Source organism: Streptosporangium sp. NPDC053982 (genome assembly GCF_055585205.1).
Window position 1 is genome coordinate 300,726 of sequence record NZ_JBVJKQ010000004.1, and the last position, 18,814, is coordinate 319,539.

General features: G+C 71.1%; 17 protein-coding genes. 11 read left to right on the forward strand and 6 right to left on the reverse strand.

Annotated elements, in window-relative coordinates; all coding sequences use genetic code 11:
• Window positions 1-139: 139 nt before the first annotated feature.
• The 4 genes from ACZ6W9_RS08850 (at window position 140) to ACZ6W9_RS08865 (ending at window position 6,443) form a co-directional block, all read left to right on the forward strand.
• Entirely contained in the window at window positions 140-3,379 is a 3,240-nt protein-coding gene (locus tag ACZ6W9_RS08850) for a type I restriction endonuclease subunit R (RefSeq protein ID WP_470117081.1), read from the forward strand.
• Between the two features lie 133 nt (window positions 3,380-3,512).
• A complete protein-coding gene (locus ACZ6W9_RS08855) occupies window positions 3,513-5,096 on the forward strand; it encodes a serine/threonine-protein kinase (RefSeq protein WP_470117083.1) in 1,584 nt (527 codons plus the stop codon).
• Window positions 5,097-5,256: 160 nt separating this feature from the next.
• Complete coding sequence (locus ACZ6W9_RS08860; protein WP_389969494.1) at window positions 5,257-5,886, forward strand: cysteine hydrolase family protein; 630 nt, start codon at window positions 5,257-5,259, stop codon at window positions 5,884-5,886.
• Window positions 5,887-5,969: 83 nt separating this feature from the next.
• Window positions 5,970-6,443: an NUDIX hydrolase gene (locus ACZ6W9_RS08865; protein ID WP_389969496.1), complete on the forward strand. Its 474-nt coding sequence runs from the start codon at window positions 5,970-5,972 to the stop codon at window positions 6,441-6,443.
• A 109-nt stretch (window positions 6,444-6,552) separates the two neighbouring features.
• On the opposite strand, the gene ACZ6W9_RS08870 is transcribed toward ACZ6W9_RS08865, so the two are convergent.
• Window positions 6,553-7,068, reverse strand: coding sequence for a DinB family protein (locus ACZ6W9_RS08870; protein ID WP_389969498.1), 516 nt, complete (start codon window positions 7,066-7,068; stop codon window positions 6,553-6,555).
• Window positions 7,069-7,247: 179 nt separating this feature from the next.
• Here ACZ6W9_RS08870 and ACZ6W9_RS08875 point away from each other — a divergent pair, with 179 nt between their 5' ends.
• Window positions 7,248-7,718: a VOC family protein gene (locus tag ACZ6W9_RS08875; RefSeq protein WP_470117086.1), complete on the forward strand. Its 471-nt coding sequence runs from the start codon at window positions 7,248-7,250 to the stop codon at window positions 7,716-7,718.
• A gap of 111 nt (window positions 7,719-7,829) precedes the next feature.
• Window positions 7,830-8,171 (forward strand): VOC family protein, encoded by a 342-nt coding sequence (locus ACZ6W9_RS08880; protein ID WP_470117088.1) that lies wholly within the window; start codon window positions 7,830-7,832, stop codon window positions 8,169-8,171.
• Window positions 8,172-8,461: 290 nt separating this feature from the next.
• Here the strand turns inward: ACZ6W9_RS08880 and ACZ6W9_RS08885 are convergent, their stop codons facing one another.
• Both ACZ6W9_RS08885 and ACZ6W9_RS08890 read right to left on the reverse strand, forming a co-directional pair.
• Entirely contained in the window at window positions 8,462-9,046 is a 585-nt protein-coding gene (locus tag ACZ6W9_RS08885; RefSeq protein ID WP_389969509.1) for a GNAT family N-acetyltransferase, read from the reverse strand.
• A 138-nt stretch (window positions 9,047-9,184) separates the two neighbouring features.
• On the reverse strand, window positions 9,185-9,520 hold the full coding sequence (locus tag ACZ6W9_RS08890; RefSeq protein WP_389969511.1) for a hypothetical protein: 336 nt from the start codon (window positions 9,518-9,520) through the stop codon (window positions 9,185-9,187).
• Between the two features lie 111 nt (window positions 9,521-9,631).
• On the opposite strand from ACZ6W9_RS08890, the gene ACZ6W9_RS08895 reads away from it, so the two are divergent.
• Both ACZ6W9_RS08895 and ACZ6W9_RS08900 read left to right on the forward strand, forming a co-directional pair.
• The gene (locus tag ACZ6W9_RS08895) at window positions 9,632-10,285 is read left to right on the forward strand and encodes a response regulator transcription factor (RefSeq protein ID WP_389969513.1); all 654 of its coding nucleotides are present in this window, start codon (window positions 9,632-9,634) and stop codon (window positions 10,283-10,285) included.
• Entirely contained in the window at window positions 10,282-11,388 is a 1,107-nt protein-coding gene (locus ACZ6W9_RS08900) for an ATP-binding protein (protein ID WP_389969515.1), read from the forward strand. The genes ACZ6W9_RS08895 and ACZ6W9_RS08900 overlap by 4 nt, the downstream gene beginning before the upstream one ends.
• Before the next feature lie 129 nt (window positions 11,389-11,517).
• Here ACZ6W9_RS08900 and ACZ6W9_RS08905 read toward each other — a convergent pair whose 3' ends face one another.
• From ACZ6W9_RS08905 to iscB, 3 genes are read right to left on the reverse strand one after another with little or no spacing between them, the layout of a single operon-like run.
• Entirely contained in the window at window positions 11,518-12,195 is a 678-nt protein-coding gene (locus tag ACZ6W9_RS08905) for a response regulator (RefSeq protein WP_389969517.1), read from the reverse strand.
• Window positions 12,192-13,832 (reverse strand): sensor histidine kinase, encoded by a 1,641-nt coding sequence (locus ACZ6W9_RS08910; protein WP_389969518.1) that lies wholly within the window; start codon window positions 13,830-13,832, stop codon window positions 12,192-12,194. Before ACZ6W9_RS08910 ends, ACZ6W9_RS08905 begins: the two co-directional genes overlap by 4 nt.
• Window positions 13,832-15,166, reverse strand: a complete 1,335-nt coding sequence (iscB, locus tag ACZ6W9_RS08915; RefSeq protein WP_470117092.1) for an RNA-guided endonuclease IscB — start codon at window positions 15,164-15,166, stop codon at window positions 13,832-13,834. Before iscB ends, ACZ6W9_RS08910 begins: the two co-directional genes overlap by 1 nt.
• Window positions 15,167-15,619: 453 nt before the next feature.
• Between iscB and ACZ6W9_RS08920 the strand changes: the two genes are divergently transcribed.
• Genes ACZ6W9_RS08920 through ACZ6W9_RS08930 form a run of 3 tightly spaced genes read left to right on the forward strand, consistent with a single transcriptional unit; the run spans window position 15,620 to window position 18,713 of the window.
• On the forward strand, window positions 15,620-16,624 hold the full coding sequence (locus ACZ6W9_RS08920; RefSeq protein ID WP_362934016.1) for a Bug family tripartite tricarboxylate transporter substrate binding protein: 1,005 nt from the start codon (window positions 15,620-15,622) through the stop codon (window positions 16,622-16,624).
• The gene (locus ACZ6W9_RS08925; RefSeq protein WP_389969523.1) at window positions 16,621-17,226 is read left to right on the forward strand and encodes a tripartite tricarboxylate transporter TctB family protein; all 606 of its coding nucleotides are present in this window, start codon (window positions 16,621-16,623) and stop codon (window positions 17,224-17,226) included. Before ACZ6W9_RS08920 ends, ACZ6W9_RS08925 begins: the two co-directional genes overlap by 4 nt.
• Window positions 17,226-18,713: a tripartite tricarboxylate transporter permease gene (locus tag ACZ6W9_RS08930; protein WP_389969525.1), complete on the forward strand. Its 1,488-nt coding sequence runs from the start codon at window positions 17,226-17,228 to the stop codon at window positions 18,711-18,713. Before ACZ6W9_RS08925 ends, ACZ6W9_RS08930 begins: the two co-directional genes overlap by 1 nt.
• Window positions 18,714-18,814: the final 101 nt, after the last annotated feature.

An 18,814-nucleotide genomic window follows, 5' to 3' on the forward strand; every position in this document is an offset into this window, starting at 1 on the left:
CAGTCCGCTTGGGGAGGAATATTCGGAACGTTCCATAAATATCCCCCATCGTCCCGCGTCTTCTGTTTCAATTGTGGGCTCTGAAGTTTTCCGCCCGAGGAACCCGAGACCCCCGAGAACCTCAGAACCTGAAGGACCGGTGACCGTGCCCCCCGTGCACCACGAGAAGGTCTTCGAGGACGCCATCGAGTCGGCGCTGATCGACGCGGGCTGGCTGAAAGGCTCGAACGACCTCTACGACCACGCCCTCGGGCTGAACACGCAGGAGCTGCTCGACTTCGTGCGGGCGACGCAGCCTAAGGAGTGGCGGCGGCTGGTCGTCGCGCATGCCGGGAACGAGGCGGTGGCCGCGCGGCGGCTGGTCGAGCGGGTGGCCAGGGCGATCGACGACGAGGGCGCGCTGGAGGTGCTGCGGCACGGCGTCAAGGACCGGGGCGTCCTGTTCCGGCTGGCCTACTTCCGGCCCGCGCACACCGTCGCCGCCGACGCGCTGGAACCGTACGGCAAGAACATCCTTAGCGTGGTCCGCCAGTTCCGCTACTCGGCGAAGACGGCCGACACCCTCGACCTGGCCATGTTCGTCAACGGGATCCCGGTCGCCACGGCCGAGCTGAAGAACCCGCTCACCGGCCAGACCGTAGAGCACGCCAAGCGGCAGTACCGTGAGGACCGCGACCCCCAGGAGTTGCTGTTCGCCCGGCGGGCGCTCGTCCACTTCGCCGTGGACCCCGACCTGGTGTTCGTCACCACCCGGCTGGCGGGGGAGCGGACCCGCTTCCTGCCGTTCAACATGGGTACGGCCGGCCCGGGCAGGCCGGGCGGCGCGGGCAACCCGGATGTCCCCGGCACGGCTGACTCGGGTTATCCGTACGTCACGAGCACCCCTGACGGCGTGAGCGCCTACCGGACCGCCTACCTCTGGACGCGGATCTGGCGCCCCGACACCTGGCTCGACCTGCTCAGGCGGTTCCTGCACGTCGACGACGAGGACGTCAGGAAAGGCAAGGGCCGCAAGCCGTCCCCGGGCAAGGCCCACCGGCTGCCGTTGATCTTCCCCCGGTTCCACCAGTGGCACGCCGTGCAGACCCTGACCGGGCACGCCAGGCGATACGGCGCCGGCCACAACTACCTCGTCCAGCACTCGGCGGGGTCGGGCAAGTCCAACACGATCGCCTGGCTCGCGCACGCGCTGTCCGGCCTCCACACCCCGGCCGCCCTCGCCGGGATCGACGAGACCGCGCTGGCCAAGGGATATGAGCCTGACCAGCCTGTCTTCGACAAGGTCATCGTGATCACCGACCGGGTGGTGCTGGACCGCCAGCTCCAGGAGACGATCTACCAGTTCGAGCACACACCGGGTGTCGTCCGGCGGATCGACCAGCATTCCGACCAGCTTGCCGAGGCGCTGCAGGGGGAGACGGCCAAGGTCGTCATCACCACCCTGCAGAAGTTCCCTCATGTCCTGCAGAAGATCGAGGGCCTGCGCGGTCGGCGGTTCGCGGTCATCGTGGACGAGGCGCACTCGTCGCAGTCCGGCGAGGGGGCGGCGGCGCTCAAGCGGGTGCTGCTCAAGCTCGGCGGCGGCACCGTGTCCGGCGACGTGTCCGGTGCCACACCAGATACCGCGCCTGTTGACGCGGCCGGCGCCGCGAGCACCGATGACATCGACGAGGACGGCGACCTGCTGACCGCGAGCGCCCTCGCCCGGGGCAGGCATGACAACCTGTCGTATTTCGCGTTCACCGCGACGCCGAAGGGCAAGACGCTGACCCTCTTCGGCGTGCCCGGCGAGGACGGCAAGCCGCGTGCCTTCCACGCCTACTCCATGCGGCAGGCGATCGAGGAGGGCTTCATCCTCGACGTGCTGAAGAACTACGTCACCTACGCGACGTTCTGGCGGCTGGCCAGCACCGAACCCGACGACCGTGAGGTCGACCGGCGCAAGGGGCAGGCGCTGCTCACCCGGTTCGCCGAGCTGCACCCGACGAGCATGCAGCAGCGGGCGCAGATCATCGTCGAGCACTTCCGCCGGCACACCGCCGGGCGGATGGGCGGCCGGGCCAAGGCCATGGTGGTCACCCGCTCGCGCGAGCACGCCGTACGGCTCGGCCAGGCGATCCGCGACCACGTCGCCGCGAACGGCTACTCCGACTGTGGCACGCTCATCGCCTTCTCCCAGACGCTGAAGGTCGACGGGGTGGAGTACACCGAGTCACGCCTCAACGGCTTCAGCGAGCGGGAACTGCCGGAGCGGTTCGGCTACTGCCGCGCCGACGATCCCTCGCCGGGCGCGGCGGAGAAGACGGAGTACCGGATCCTGGTCGTCGCCGACAAGTACCAGACCGGGTTCGACCAGCCGCTGCTGACCACGATGTACGTCGACAAGAAGCTCGCCGGGGTGGCGGCGGTGCAGACGCTGTCGCGGCTGAACCGTACGCACCGGCTCAAGTCGCAGGGCGACGTGTTCGTGCTCGACTTCGCGAACGAGGCCGAGGAGATCCAGGAGGCGTTCCGGCCGTACTACGAGGGCAGCGCCACCGAGCGGATCGACCCCAACCTGCTGTACACCCGGGAGGCGGCCGTGCTCGGGCACGCCCTGCTGGTGGAGTCGGAGATGCAGGCCCTGGCCGAGGGCTACCTGCGGGCCGAACGGACCTCGGCGACCCGGCGGGAGCTGGAGAAGGCGCACGCCGAGCTGTACCGGCTGACCGGGCCCGCGGTGCGGCGCTTCGTCGAACGGCAGCGCGAGGACGCCGAGAACGGCGGGGACGCGGCCGAAGAGTTCCGCGGTGACCTGCGCGGATACGTCCGTCTGTACGGTTTCCTGTCGCAGGTCGTGCCGTACGTCGACCCCGATCTGGAGCGGCTGTACCTGTTCGGCCGCTTCCTGCTGAACCGGCTGCCGCGCCGGGAGGACCCGGCGGTGGACATCGGCGAGATCGACCTCACCCACCTGAGGATCAGCCTGACCGGTGAGCACGACATCAGCCTCTCCGAGGCGGAAGAGGTGACGATCCCCGGTCCGGACGGCGGAGGAGGCGCGGCCCCCGAGCCGGAGACGGCCTCGTTGCGCGACCTGATCGCCGCGTTCAACGACAGGTACGGCCTGGGCCTGTCGGAGGCGGACCAGGTCTGGGTGGAGCAGCAGTTCCGTGAGGCGGCGGGCGCCGACGCGCTCCGGCAGGCCGCCCTCGTCAACGACGAGGCCAACTTCGGCGAGGTGTTCGCCGACCATCTGGAGAAGGTCGTCATCGACCGGCACACCGGCAACACCGGCCTGATGCAGCGCTTCTACGACGACTCGCTGTTCCGGTCGCGGATCACTGAGATCGGGCGTCGGCAGGTCTACCGGATGATCCGCGACAGCGAGGGGCTGTGACGGCCGCTGGGCGCCGTTTCAGGGAGGGAGCGGGCCTTCAGGGGACGAGTCTTCTCCCGAAAGGGACAGGTCTCCTCTCCGAGGCGGCGGGTTTCCCCCCGGGGGAGACAGATTTCTTCCGGAAGGGGGGCGCGTGAACCGGGGAGACGTCGTCGGCGACCGGTACGAGCTGGCCGACTACCTCGGCCGCGGCGGTTACGGCGAGGTCTGGAAGGGCTTCGACCGGTCGCTGGACCGGCACGTCGCGGTCAAGTTCATCCGTACGGAGCGGTTCCCCACCCCGGAACTGCGTGAGGAGGCCGAGCGGCGCTTCCGCCGTGAGGCCCGGGTCACCGCGCGGATCGGGCATCCCGGGGTTCCGGTCATCCATGACCTCGGTACCCATGACGGTGACCTCTACCTGGTGATGGAACTCGTCGAGGGCTTCCGCGTCGACGATCTGATCGCCTGCCATCACCCGCTCCCGGTCGCCTGGGCGGCGGCGATCGCCGCCCAGATCTGCGCGGTCCTGACGGTCGCGCACGCCCGCTCGCTCATCCACCGCGATCTCAAGCCGACCAACCTGGTCCTGTGCGCCGACGGCACGGTCAAGGTCCTCGACTTCGGCGTCGTCGCGATGCTGGGCTCGGCGGACGTCACTCAGATCACCCAGGACGGGCAGACCGTCGGCACGCCGCACTACATGTCGCCCGAGCTGGCCGTCACGGGTCTGGCCAGTCCGCGAAGCGACCTGTACGCGTTGGGCTGCGTGCTGCACGAGCTGCTGACCGGGTCGCGGGTCTTCGAGTCGGCGTACACCGCCGCCGAGGTCGGCCGCCACTACACCGAGGCGCCCACCCCCTTGCGGTCGCTCCGCGCGGATGTGCCCTCCGAGATCGAACGGCTGGTCCTGGAGTTGCTGGCCAAGAGCGCCGCCGACCGGCCCGTGGACGCGGCGGAGGTGTACGGGAGGCTGCTGCCGTTCGTGACGGCCCCACCGCCATTGCCCGGTGTGACGGCCGCGCCGCCGTCGCCCGACCCGCTGCGGATGTACGCCGCCGTCGCCGAGCGCGTCGCCGAGACCGCGTTGACCGGCCCCCGCGCCTCGATACGGGATGCCGGACCCGGGCGGAGCCTCTCCGAGGCGGAGCTGCGGGCGGCGAACGAGCGCGCCGAGGAACTCGCCCTCGAAGGACGGTTCAGTCAGGCGGTCGAACTGCTCGAAAGCGCGCTCGCCGGGGCCGGGGGCGTCCTTACGCCGGAGGATCCGGTGGTCTTCGCGCTGCGCATGCGGCTGGCCGGCTCACGCTTCGCGGCCAGGGACTACCGGCGGGCGGCCGAGGACTACGACGACCTCCTGCCCCGGCTGTCGGCGCTGCTGGGAGCCGTCCACCCGGCGGTGCTGGGCTGCCGCCTCAACCGGGCGCTCTGCGCGGCGGCGCTCGGGCGGCACCGGGTCGCGCTCTCGCAGATGGACGGCCTGCTCCGCGACGCGCGGCCGGCGCTGGGGGATCGCGACGGGTTCGTCCTGGAACTGCGCAGGGAACTCGGCACGCTCCTCACCCGGCTGGGCGACTACGGCCGGGCGCGCGCCGTCCTGCGTCCCCTGCTCACCGATCTGGAAGCCGTGCACGGCGCCGGCCACCCCGACGCCCGCGACGTCCGAGACCTGCTGCGGTCCCTGGAACGTGTTTCGCCGGCCCGGCCGGTGACGGATGGGGAAGGCGGACGGGCATGAGGATCGCCGAACGCCATGAGCTGCGCCGGAGTCGCGGCGTGGCCGCGAGGTGCTCCGCGCGCGGCGGGGTGACGTCATGCCTCACCCGACGCCCTGATCCGCGGGGGAGGGGAATAGCCTTGATTGCGGATGTTTTCGTCATCCGAAATGGAGCGGATCAATGTCCCGGACATATGACCCCCGCCACACCGCCGTCCTGCTGGTCGACCCCTACAACGACTTCCTGTCCGAAGGCGGCAAGATCTGGCCGCGCGTGGAGTCCGTGGCCAGGCAGGTCGGGCTGCTGGACCATCTGCGTTCCGTGATCGAAACGGCCCGGGACGCCGGCGTACGGGTGGTGTTCGTCCCGCACCGCCGCTGGGAGCCGGGCGACTACGAGACCTGGAACCACCCCAACCCCACCCAGCGCGCCATCATGGAGCGGCACAGTTTCGCCCGCGGCACCTGGGGCGGGGAGTTCCACCCCGAGTTCCAGCCGCAGCCCGGCGACGTGGTGACCGGGGAGCACTGGGCGCAGAGCGGGTTCGCCAACACCGACCTCGACTTCCAGCTCAAGCAGCACGGCGTCACCCACGTCGTGCTCGTCGGCCTGCTGGCCAACACCTGCATCGAGTCCACCGGCCGATTCGCCATGGAGCTCGGATACCACGTCACGCTGGTCCGGGACGCCACCGCGGCGTTCCTCCCCGAGATGATGCACGCCGCCCACGAGCTGAACGGCCCCACGTTCGCCCACGCCATCACCACCACCGGCGAACTCACCGCCGCGCTCGGGGGAACGCGCGCATGACACCGGCCGGAGGGCCGCGGGGCGGGACGGCCTCCTCCGAATCCACGAACCTCTCGTTCTCCTTCACGCGTACAGTTCCGAGCATGAGCACTCACACATCCGGCGTGTCGGCCTGCACGACGCGAGGAGGCCGGCCGGCCTTCGTCGTGAACGTCGAGGTCTTCCTGGAGAGGGACGGCCGTTGGCTGCTCATCCGGCGTGGGATGGGGGAGTCCCATGCTCCCGGTGCCCTCGCCGGTGTCGGCGGCAAGGTCGAACTCGACGGAGCCGGAGCCGACGTGCTGGAGGAGACGACGCGCCGGGAGGTGGCGGAGGAGATCGGCGTCGACATGACGGGAGCCGCGCTCGTCTATGCGGGAAGCGGATTCTTCGTGACCGACGACGGCGACCCGGTGATCAACGTGGTGTTCCGGGGCGAGCTGCCGGCGCACGCCGAGCCCGTGGCCGCCTCGGCGGAGGAGGTGGCCGGGTTCGTCTGGCTCACCGTCGCCGAGGCCGAGTCGACCGCGGACTGCCCGCCGTGGGTTCTCCGCGGTCTGCGGCGTGCGGCCTCGTAGGACGGTTTCGCCCCTTGGCCGCCCTCGCAGCGGCGTGACGGCTGCCTGAAGCGAGGGAAGAGGACCTCACCGGCGCGGGGCGGGAGAGCCGGCGATCGACGGCGGGGGCTCAGTAGTAACCCTTGGTGCCGTCGAGCAGTTCCCTGACGGTGTCGAGGTGGCCCACGTGCCGGGCGGTCTCCTCGACCATGTGGATCAGCATCCAGCGCAGGGTCGCGCCGGCCGACCGGTATTCGGGGTGCTTGCCCACGTCGTCCAGTGCGTGGGCGGCGATGATCTCGTTGGAGATCCGGCACTGCCGCTCGAACTCGTCGAGCAGCCGGGCGAGCGGGACTCCCTCGACCCGCATGTCGGCGTCGTCCACGTCCTCGTCGAACTGCGGGTTGCCGTCGGCCGGGCGGCCCAGGAAGAGGACCTCGAACCAGCAGTGCTCGGTCCAGCGCATGTGGGAGACCAGCCCGGCCACCGTCATCAGCGGCGAGGTGGGCAGCACCGGCCGGTACGCGTCCTCCTCCGGCAGCCCCTCGCATTTCCATCGGACGAGTGCGCGCTGCATGTCGAGCCAGCCGACGAGCTGGGTCCGCTCATCGGCGACGAAGGGAGGACGAACGCGGGGAAGGGTCATGGCCGCCGACGATACTTCGGTCTCCCGCGACGCCGCACCACGTTTTGGCCGGAGACCGCTCCCCGGACGCGCCGTACCGGGCGAGGCGCGTGTCCGAAAACCCCGCGCGCCGCCCGGCGAGGAGAGGAGCCGGGGGAGCGTTTGACCTTCCAGCGGCTGGAGACTCGACGATGGGCCGCATGGATTCGATTCCCGCGGAGATCACCCGCGACATCTACGGCATGCCCGCCTTCGTCTCACTGACCGTCGCCGACCTCGACCGCACGGTCGACTGGTACGTCAACGGGCTGGACTTCATATCGCTGTTCACCATGCCCGGACCCGGCGGCGAGCCCGCGCTGGTGCACCTGCGCCGCTGGCGGTACCAGGACATCCTGGTGCGTCCCGGCAAGGCCGAGCCGGGGGAGGGCTGGACGATCGGCGTGATGGCCGAACTGGAGCAGCTCGACGCCCTCGCCGACCGGGCCCGCGCACACGGCGGCGGCACGGTCGAGGGTCCCGTCGACACCCCCTGGAACACCAGGGACCTGCGCGTCACCGACCCGGACGGGTACACCGTCGTCTACACGGCCCGGCGCGCGGAGGGCGAGCGCGACGCGCGCTTCACCGCGATGATGGAGAAGGAGGCCCGCCGGCAACTCGGCGGGTGAGGCCGGGCACCGGCCCCCTCGGAGTTCCCTGCCTCGCGGATGGGTGCCGAGGGGTTTCCGGCGCTGTCAGAATCAGTGCCGACGACACCTCGGCCCCGTACGGAGGACGGCATGGCACGTGACCTCTTCGTCGGCATCCCCGTCACCGACTGCGCCGCGGCGTTGCCGTGGTATGAGCGGCTCTTCGGCCGGGGGCCCTCGTTCCTGCCGAACGACGTCGAGGCGGTGTGGGAGGTGGCCGAGAACCGGTACGTCTACATCGTTCAGGACCCGGAACGGGCGGGGAACGCCCTGGTGCTGTCGTTCGTCGACGACCTGGACGACCGGGTCGCCGAGATCGCGCGGCGAGGCGTCGAGCCCGCCAGGCGTGAGACGTACGACGGCGGTGTGACCAAGGTGACCTACCGGGACGCGGAGGGCAACGAGATCGGCTTCGGCGGCGTTCCGGGGTGACGCCCCCTCGTGGTCTCGGCCCGGAGCTCCGTGAGCACGCCGGCACCGTCCTCTCCGACGCCTGGATCTTCGCGCCGCGCTCTCGTCTGCCGTGCTGGCTGAGCGGACGGGAACGACTGAAGGGGATCACATGATGGTCCGTGATGAGGTGGACGGGTGTCAGCCGGCGTCTTCGGCTTCGATGAGGTGACCGGAGTGGTACAGGCGGGTCCTCCACGGACCTCGCGCCGTACGGAAGCGGGTCGTGACCCCGGAGGCGAGCCCTGGCTCCGGGGTTCGAGGGACCGTCGTCAGTTCGCTGAACCGGCCCGTTCCGCGGTCGCCCGTGCCTCACGCGTCCGCCACTCCTCGGCCAGTACCGACCAGATCTGGATGTCGATGCGGCCGCCGTCGCCGGGATACACCTGGCGCAGGGTGCCGTCGAGCGACATGCCCAGCCGCTTCGCCGCGTTGACGCTGCGGGTGTTGCGGGCATTGGTCCGCCACTCCACGCGCTGGATGCCGCGTTCCGTCACCGCCCAGTCGATGATCTGCCCGGCGGCGCGGCTGACCAGCCCGCGCCCCTCGGCGGCGGGCTCCAGCCAGCAGCCCGCCTCGCAGAGCCCCAGCGCCGCGTCGAACGACACGAACAGCACGCCGCCGACGAGCGTTCCCTCCAGCCAGATCCCCCAGATGCCGCCCGCGTCCTGGGCCCATCTGTCGGCGTAGCGCTGCAACAGGGCGCGGGCCCCGGCGACGTCGGAGGCGGCGAACAGGGGCGAGACCCACGGCGTGATGTGCTCGCGCGCCCGATCCAGATGGGCGAGGAACTCCTCGGCCCTCCAGGGGTCGAGCGGCCGCAGCTCGGCGTGCTCGGTGAGGGGCAGGGCGAACATCGGGCCTCCAGGGGGTTCAGGACGGGTGCCGGGTACGAACGCTAACGGATCATGATCCTGGATCACACCGGTTATGACGCCCGCCGCCCCGGCACCCGCCGTCGCGCCGGCACGCGGGCCGGCTCCTCTCGCGGAACCTCAGGAGGGCGGCACCGGGGCGGACGGCGCGGCGGGCGCGGCGGGCGCCCCCGGAAGCCGGGAACCGGCCGGCAGCAGCGGCTCGCAGGCCTTCACCGCCGCCCCGTACTTCTGGGACACGGCGTCGACGCGCTCTCCCTTGATGTCGAGGTTGACCAGCCCGTCGGAGGAGAACGAGACCTCCGGGAAGCCGGGCGACCCGTGCGAACGCATGCACGCGGTGAACGTCCCGCCGCCGTCCGCGGGATCCTCGGCGGAGGTGACCACCGCCCAGCCCGCTCCCGCCGCGAGCACCGCGGCGGCGAGGACCACCTTTCCGATCGTCGAACCGAACATGATCGCTCCCTTCGTCTCCATCGATGGGTCCAGACAAGCCGAGGGCCGGTTACAGGACCGCAACGGTGACGGTCACCCCGCTGTAACCGGGCGACGAGGATGCTGGAGATCATGAGGGTGCTGATCGTCGAAGACCACGAGGAGCTGGCCCTGACGGTGGCCACGGGGCTGCGCCGTGAGGGCATGGCCGTCGACGTCGCGCTGGACGGCCACGCCGCGCTCGACCGCGCCTCGGTCAACCACTACGACGTGGTCGTCCTGGACCGGGACCTGCCCGGTCTGCACGGCGACGAGGTGTGCAGGTCGCTGGTCGGCACAGGCCATCCGGCGCGGGTGCTGATGCTCACCGCCGCGGGGACGATCGAGGACAGGGTGACCGGGCTGGGCATCGGAGCCGACGACTACCTTCCCAAACCGTTCGCCTTCGCCGAGCTGGTCGCCCGGATCCGGGCGCTGGTCAGACGGGCGGGCCCGGCGCTCCCGCCGGTGCTCGTCCGTGGTGACCTGCGGCTGGACCCGGCCACCAGGATCGCCACCCGTGACGGGCGCCGGCTGTCGCTGAGCCCCAAGGAACTCGCCGTACTGGAGCTGCTCATGGCCGCAGGAGGCGCGGTGGTCTCCGCCGAGCAACTGCTGGAGCGGTGCTGGGACGAGTTCGCCGACCCGTTCACGCAGACCGTGAAGGTGACGGTCAGCAGGCTGCGCCGCAAGCTGGGCGACCCGCCGCTGATCGAGACGGTCCCGCAGGCCGGATACCGGATATGAGACGGACGGTACGGCTGCGCCTGGCCCTGCTCTACACCGGCCTGTTCCTGGTGGCGGGGGTGCTGCTGGTCGCCCTCATCTACGTCCTGGTCGAGTTCTCCCCCTTTCCCGGGGCGCCCGTCGCCCCCGCGTCGCCCGGCGGACCCGTACCGCCGGCCCAGGCGTCCACGACGGCGCAGGCCGGGCACCTGCGCCGGCTGCTGGTCAACTCCCTGATCGCACTGGTGGTCATGGCGTTCGCGGCGGTGCCGCTGGGCTGGCACATGGCCGGCCGCGTGCTGCGGCCGCTGGGGGAGATGACCGCCACGGTCCGGCGCATCACGGCCGACCGGCTCGACCGGCGGCTGGCCGCGTCCGGACCGGACGACGAGCTCAAAGAGCTGGCCGACACCTTCGACGAGCTACTGGACCGGCTGGAGGCCGCGTTCACCGCTCAGCGGCGGTTCGTCGCCAACGCCTCCCACGAGTTGCGCACCCCGTTGACGCTGCAGCGGGCCATGGCCGAGGTGGCGCTCGCCGACCCGGCGGCCGACGCGGAGTCCCTGCGGAAGGTCCTGGAACGCGTGCTGGCCGCGGGCATGGATCAGGAGCGGCTCATCGAGGCGCTGCTCACGCTGGCCCGCAGCCATCAGGGACTGCGTCACCGGCAGTCCTTCGACCTGGCCGAGATCGCCGGTCGGGCCGTCGGCCACCGTGAGGGTCCGGACCCCCGCGTCGAGTCCGATCTCCGGCGGGCACCCGCCTCCGGCGATCGCGCCCTGGTAGAACGTCTGGCCGGCAACCTGCTGGACAACGCTCTGCGGCACAACGTCCCCGGCGGGTGGGTGAGGGTGGAGACCGCCGTACGGTACGGACGACCCGCCCTCAGGGTCGCCAACAGCGGTCCGGTGATCCCGGCCGACCGGCTTCCCGTGCTCCTGCAGCCCTTCCAGCGCCTGGACGCCGGCAGGAAAGCCGGTGGCGACGGCCTGGGGCTGGGCCTGTCGATCGTGGCCGCCATCGTCGAGGCGCACCGGGGCACGCTGGAGATCCGGCCCCTCCCGGCGGGAGGGCTCGACGTGAGCGTCACCCTCGATCCTTCCCGAGCTCTCGACTGCTCCTGAGCTCTCGACTCTCCCTGAGCTCTCGACTCCTGAGCCTGGGCGAACCCGTGACGGACCCCTGGCCGTCATCCCGGGCGACCGCTGACGCCTCCGACGCCGGAGGGGGCTGACGGGAGGGGGACAGGGAGGTCACCGGGGGCGGTCCCACCGGTAGCGGCGTTCCGGGCGTCCCGCGGCACCGTACTTCAGGGAGACGTGGACGTGTCCCAGGGTGACGAGGTGCTCCAGGTAGCGGCGGGCGCTGACCCGGGAGATGCCCACGCGGGAGGCGCACTCACCGGCCGACAACGTGCCGTCCGCCGCGCACAGCTCCCGCCGGACCAGCTCCGCCGTCTCCACGCTCATGCCCTTGGGCAGGACCGGGGAGGGCGACGGCCCGGCCCCGGCGAGGACCCGGTCCACGTCGGCCTGGCTGCTGATGACCACGCCGCCCAGCTCGGTCCGCCGGGCGGCGTACCGCTCCAGCCGTACGCGCAGGTCGTCGAAGTCAAACGGCTTGAGAAGGTAGTTGTTCACCCCCCGCCGGGCGGCGCCGCGGACCGCCTCGATCTCGCGCGCCGCGCTGATCACGATGATGTCGCAGTCGTGGCCCCCGGCACGGATCCGGCTGATGACGTCCAGCCCGAAGACGTCGGGCAGGTAGAGGTCGAGCAACACGAGGTCCGGACGCAGCTCACCGACGCGGGTGAGGGCCTGCTCCCCGGTGCCGGCCGTACCCACCACGCGGAACCCGCCGACCCTGCCGACGAACCCGCTGTTGATCCTCGCGACCATGAAATCGTCGTCGACGACGAGCACGTCGATCACAGGGACGCCTCCAGCAGTTCCCGGGGCACGCGGCCGACGGACATCCGGGCGGTGAACATCGCCCCGTCGGCGGTGTTGGTGACGGCCACCTCACCGCCGCGGCGGCGGCAGACGAGCTGCGTGAGCGCCAGGCCGATCCCTCGTTCGCCCCCCAGCGCGGCCTTGGTGGTGAAACCCCGGGTGAAGACCTCCCGGGCGAGCTCGGGGGCGACGCCCGGACCGGAGTCGCGCACCACGATCTCGACACTGGAGGCGTCCTGACGCAGCTCGACCTCCACCCACGCCTCCGGTTCGCCGCCCGCGGCGCCCGCCACGTCGACCGCGGCCTCGATGGCGTTGTCGACCAGGTTGCCCGTCACCGTCGCCACGTCGGCCGCGTCCACCGGGTCCAGCCGGTCCAGGGTGGTGCGGTCGGACAGGCGGAGCTCGACCCTGCGTTCGGCCGCGAGCGCGGACTTCGCCGTCAGCAGCGCGGCGACCGCGTTGTCACGGACCCTGGTGGCCAGGGCCAGGTCGAGGGACTCGCGGTGCTTCCTCAGCGCCCGGATGTACCGGACCACCTCGTCGTGCTCGTCCACCTGGATCAGTCCCGAGATGACGTGGAGCTGGTTGGCGAACTCGTGGGCCTGGGCGCGCAGCAGCTCGGTGGAGCTGCGGAAGGACCCCAGCTCGCGCTCCAGCTGGGCCAGCTCGGTCCGGTCGCGCAGGGTGGTCACCGAGCCGAGGCGCCGTCCGTCCTTGACGACGCTCATCCGGTTCATGACCAGCACCCGCCCACGGTGGATGACGATCTCGTCGCGGGCCTCCTCGTTCCCGGCGAGCACGTCGTACAGGCGCCCCTCGACGCCGAGCGCCCGCAGGGTCATCCCCACGCAGTGGCCGGGGAGGTCCAGCAGCGTCCGGCCCATGTCGTTGACCAGCGTGAGCCGCAACTGCGGGTCGAGCGCGACGACGCCTTCGGCGATGCCGTGCAGCATGGCCTCCCGGTGTTCGGCGAGCCCCGCGATCTCGCGCGGCTCCATGCCGAGGGTCTGCCGTTTGATGCGCCGGGCCAGCAGCCAGGAGCCCAGCACCCCCAGCGCGCTGGCGACCCCCAGGTGGACCAGCAGGTAGGACGACGCGCCGACCAGACGCTGCCATGCGGTGGGAGCGGCGACCCCGATCATCACGGTCCCGAGGTGGCGGCCGTGGTCCTCCGGCTCGGCCCCCAGCACCGGGACCTGGGCGACCAGCTCACGGGTCCCGCCGACCGGGAGGTAACCGGACCAGCCCCGGGTCCGGGCGGCTCCGGGAGCGCTCAGCGGCAGTGGCGTCCCGAGCAGCGTGGCGTCCGAGGAACCGACGATCCTGCCGCCGACGTCGGCGATCGAGACGGAGGTGACGCCGGACTCGGTGAGCGTCGACTGCACCAGCGGGGCGAGCACCTCGGCGGGCGCCGGCTGGTCGATCTGGCTGCGGACCAGAGGGTTCCACGACAGCTGCTCGGCCAGCGCCGTCACCCGGCGCCCCTCGACCCGGTCGAAGGTCGCCTCGGACTGGGCCAGCGAGATGGCGCCGACGGCGAACAGCACCACCACGACGATGACGAGCTGCAGGGCCAGCAACTCGCCCGCCAGGGTCGGGCCACGCGATCTCATCAACTACCTTCAGCGTGAAGACCCGGTCCTTCAGGGCCGATGGGAAACGTGGCACGGTGCCGCGCTTCGGGCTCAGTGGTGTAGCCGTAGCCATCGGCGCGCTGGAGCAACCGGACATGCCGATGGCCGATGCCCTGCACGGTGCCATGCCGGGTAGTGATGTTGAAGCTGCCGGTGGAGCGGACCGCGACCCGGCCGATGTGCGTCCCGGTGTTTCTGCCACTCGGCACGGCGGCGCGGACCAGGTCGCCGGTGGCGAAACCCTTGAAGCGTTTGGTACGGGGCAGCCGCAGCCGGGGGAAGCCGTAGCGGTCGGTGCGGGTGCGGCAGTAGACGCCACGGCCGGTCGCGCGCGCGATGAGGACCATCGACGGCCAGGTGATGACGGTTTCCAGGTCGCCGACGTGCAAGGCGTCGAGGGTGTGGGACTTCGGCGCGCCGGTGCGGGAGCGGTTCCACTTCGTACGGTCACCCGAGGCGGCGTGCACCGGCAGCCCGGTCGTCTCCAGCGCCCGCCACAGCGCCCACCGGGTCGCGTTGACCGCCGCCGCGTCCCGCAGCGAAGTCTTCGCCTGCGCGAGGATCCTCGCCAAGAGGGCGGGCTTGGTCTTGAGGAACTCTCCGATCGGGGTGGTGTTCTTGGCCTGATTGCACGCGATACAGGCCAAGGTGAGGTTGCTGAGGCGGTCGGAGCCGCCCCGGCTGCGCGGATGGATGTGGTCGAGGTTCAACGGCACACCGCTCGCGCCGCAGCAGGCGCATATTCGGCCCCATTTGACCAGGAGATACTCGCGTACCTCGTATCCGGCCAGGGCGCCCCGCTGATACTCCGCCCCCTCCAGCGGCCGGCCCGCCGACAAAGCATGGGTGTCGAAACAGACCCGCTCGACGTGGACGGCCCGTACCGGCGCCCAGGGGGTCAGCCGTCCCACCCACGACATCGTGGTCTCCACCCGGTGGCGCAGCGACGGCGCCAGCCACCCGGTGGATTTGGTGCGGTTGAGGAAACGGGGGGCGCGGTAGCGCAGGTTGCGGGAACGTCGCCCCCGCCGGTAGGCGGCGCGGGTGGCGAGCTTGTCACGAATCGCCGATCCCCGATGGCCGAGCCGGATGCTGTACTTCCCGGCTCTTCTCCCGCCATGTTCGGTGAACACCGCGATACCGGTGTGTCGGGAGCCGGGATCGACTCCGACCGCGACGCCCTGGACGGCCGACTCGGCGCGGGTCCGATCCTTCAGCCGGATCACCACGGCCCGCCCCGCGGCCAGCAGGCGGCGAGCTCGGGCCGGATGACACGGATCAAGCGGACGACCGTGCTTATCAAGAACGAACACGGCCGGGTGAACCTCACGGTTCGCTCCCTCCGGCGCTGAAATGCCGTCGGGGTGACGCCGGTCCGGGCGGGTGCCACCCGGACCGATCTCCCCTCGCCCCTGTTCCACGCCGGTGCCCGGCACAGCCGGGAGTCCGCGAGCCGTTTCGTCCCCACCCCGGGGGTTGTCTGCTCCCGCGGATTCCAGAGCAGGCCGCTGAGGAAGCACGGCCTGGTGGGTCCGCTCACCTGCGTGAAACGCCGTCAACCGAAGGCACCTCCTTCACCATGATCGACACGGGCTGGTCAACACAGGGCTTCCAGGCACGGTGCCGCATCTGGAAGCCCCCTCCCTCAGGAGGGGGTCGTTGACGACCACAATGAACTCAATCTCCGCTGCTCACAGAAGGAAGACGGCCTGCCGCCCGACTCGCATAATCATGGCCCGAAACCTCTCACCAGGAAAGAGACGATTGTGAGAAACCGGATCAGCGTTCTCCTCGCCGCCCTCGCGGCGCTGTCGGCCCTGGCGGCGGGGGGCTGCGGCGCGACGGCGGAGAAGGGAACCGGCGCGGCGGCGGGCGGCGGCCCGGTCACCGGGCTGCGCCTCATGGTGCCCAACACCCCCGGCGGGGGATACGACACCACCGCGCGGACGGCGGCCAAGGTCATGGAGGACGCGAAGATCGCTTCGGGCGTCCAGGTGTTCAACCTTCCCGGCGCGGGCGGCACGGTGGGCCTCCAGCGGATGATCAACGAGAAGGGCAACGGCAAGCTGGCCATGCAGATGGGCCTGGGGGTCGTCGGCGCGTCGTACACGTCCAAGTCGGAGGCGACGCTGTCCCAGACCACCCCCCTCGCCAAGCTCATCGAGGAGGCCGGGGCGATCGTCGTGTCGAAGGACTCGCCGTACCGGACGATCGAGGACCTCGTCGCCGCCTGGAAGAAGGACCCGAAGAAGGTCACGGTCGGCGGCGGCTCATCGCCGGGAGGGCCGGACCACCTGCTGCCGATGCGGCTGGCCAAGGTCGTCGGGATCGACCCCCGGCAGGTCAACTACGTCTCCTACGACGGCGGCGGCGAACTGCTGCCGGCGATCCTCGGCGACAAGGTCGGCTTCGGCGCGAGCGGCTACAGCGAGTTCCTGGACCAGGTGAACGCCGGTCAGCTGAGGGTGCTGGCGGTGACCAGCACGGAGCCGGTCCCGGTGCTGAAGGACGTCCCCACCCTCAAGGCGTCGGGCATCGACCTGGTCTTCACGAACTGGCGCGGGATCGTGGCCCCGCCCGGCATCGGCGACGCCGACAGGCGGATGTGGACCGACGCGCTCACCCGGATGCACGACTCGCAGCAGTGGAAGGCCGAGCTGACCAAGCGCGGCTGGACCGACTCCTTCGTCACCGGTGACGCGTTCGCCGCCTATCTGGCCGAGCAGGACAAGAGCGTCGCCTCCATCCTCGCAGAGCTCGGACTGGCATGAGCGGGGGAAACGAGCCCGCCCGCGAGCCCGGGGAGGGGCGCGAGGACGGCCACGTCGGCGTGCGGGCAGGTGAACGGCTCTCGCTGAGCGAGAGGCCCTCGCCGGACGGCGGGCCCCGGGACGGGGACCGCGCGCAGTACGGCGTGTGCGCGTTCCTCGCCCTGCTGGGCGCGCTGGTGATCGTCGACGCTCTCAGGATCGCCCCTCTGACCAGCAGCAACGATCCCATCGGCCCCCGCCCGGTGCCGGTGCTCCTGGGCGTGGCCCTTCTGGCGGTCGCGGTCGTGTACGGCGTGGACGTCGCGAGGGGAGGCCGCGGCGAACCCGAGGCCGGTGAGGACGTGGACCTGTCCACGGCGGTGGACTGGCGGACGGTCCTGCTGCTGGCGGGCGCCTTCGTGGCCAACGCCGTACTGATCGAGCCCCTCGGCTGGGTCATCAGCGGGACCGTCCTGTTCTGGGGGGCGGCCTTCGCCCTGGGCAACAGGCACCACGTGCGCGGACTGGTGATCGCGATCGTGCTGTCGCTGGCCACGTTCTACGCGTTCGCGATCGGCCTCGGGGTCAATCTGCCGGCCGGCGTGCTGCAGGGGATCCTGTGATGGACAACCTCGGCAACCTGCTCGACGGGTTCGTCAACGTGCTGTCCCCCGGCAACCTGCTCATGGCGCTGCTCGGCGTGGTCGCCGGGACCGCCGTCGGGGTGCTTCCCGGCATCGGCCCGGCCATGACGGTCGCGCTGCTGCTCCCGGTGACGTACGGCATGGACCCGACCCAGGCGTTCATCCTGTTCGCCGGCATCTACTACGGCGGCATGTACGGCGGCTCGACGACCTCCATCCTGCTCAACACGCCCGGCGAGTCGTCCTCGGTCGTCACCGCGATCGAGGGGAACAGGATGGCCAAGGCGGGGAGGGCGGCGCAGGCGCTCGCGACCGCGGCCATCGGCTCGTTCGTCGCCGGCACCATCGCCACGCTGCTGCTCGTGTTCGTGACGCCGCTGGTGGTCGCGTTCGCCATCGGCCTCGGCGCGCCCGACTACTTCGCGATCATGCTGCTGGCCTTCGTCGCGGTGTCGGTGACGCTCGGCTCCTCGCGCGTGCGCGGCTTCGCCTCGCTGCTGCTGGGGCTCGTGATCGGCCTGATCGGCATCGACGGGGTCACCGGCCGGCAGCGGCTCACGCTGGGCATCCCGCAGCTCGCGGACGGCATCGACGTGGTCGTCGTCGCGGTCGGGATCTTCGCCGTGGGAGAGGCGCTGTGGGTGGCCGCGCACATGCGGCGCACGGACATGCCGGTCATCCCCGTCGGCCGGCCCTGGCTGGGCGCCGAGGACTGGCGCAGATCGTGGAAGCCCTGGCTGCGCGGCACCGCGCTGGGATTCCCCTTCGGGGCGTTGCCCGGCGCCGGGGCGGAGATCCCGACCTTCCTCTCGTACGTGACGGAGAAGAGGCTCGCCAGGCGGCCCGAGGAGTTCGGTCACGGCGCCATCGAAGGCGTCGCCGGGCCCGAGGCGGCCAACAACGCCTCCGCCGCGGGAACGCTGGTGCCGATGCTGGCCATCGGCCTGCCGACCACGGCGACGGCCGCGGTCATGCTCGCGGCCTTCGAGTCGTACGGCATCCAGCCCGGGCCGCTGCTGCTGGAGCGGCAGCCGGCTCTGGTCTGGACGCTGATCGCGAGCCTGTTCGTCGGCAACCTACTGCTGCTCGTCCTGAACCTGCCGCTCGCGCCGGCCTGGGCGAAGCTGCTGCGCGTCCCCCGGCCCTACCTGTACGCGGGCATCCTGTTCTTCGCGTCCATGGGGGCCTACGCGGTCAACTCCCAGCCGCTGGACCTCGTCCTGCTGCTCCTCCTGGGCCTGCTCGGCTTCGCGATGCGGCGCTTCGGGCTGCCGGTGCTGCCGTTGATCGTCGGCGTGATCCTCGGTCCGCGTGCGGAGCTCCAGGGCCGCCGGTCGCTGCAACTGTCCGGCGGCGACCTGTCGGGTCTGGTCGGCGGCCCGCTGTCCATCGCGATCTACGTCGTTCTCGTGGTCCTCCTGGCCTGGCCGCTGATCAGACGGCTCGTCCCGCGGAAGGCGTCGTGACGGTTCCGGTGCGGGGCCTTCTTCCCATGGGAAGGTGAGCCGGAACCGGGCGCGCCGTAATGCGGAATCCTCCCCGACGCCTCCGTAGCCCCCGGCCAGAG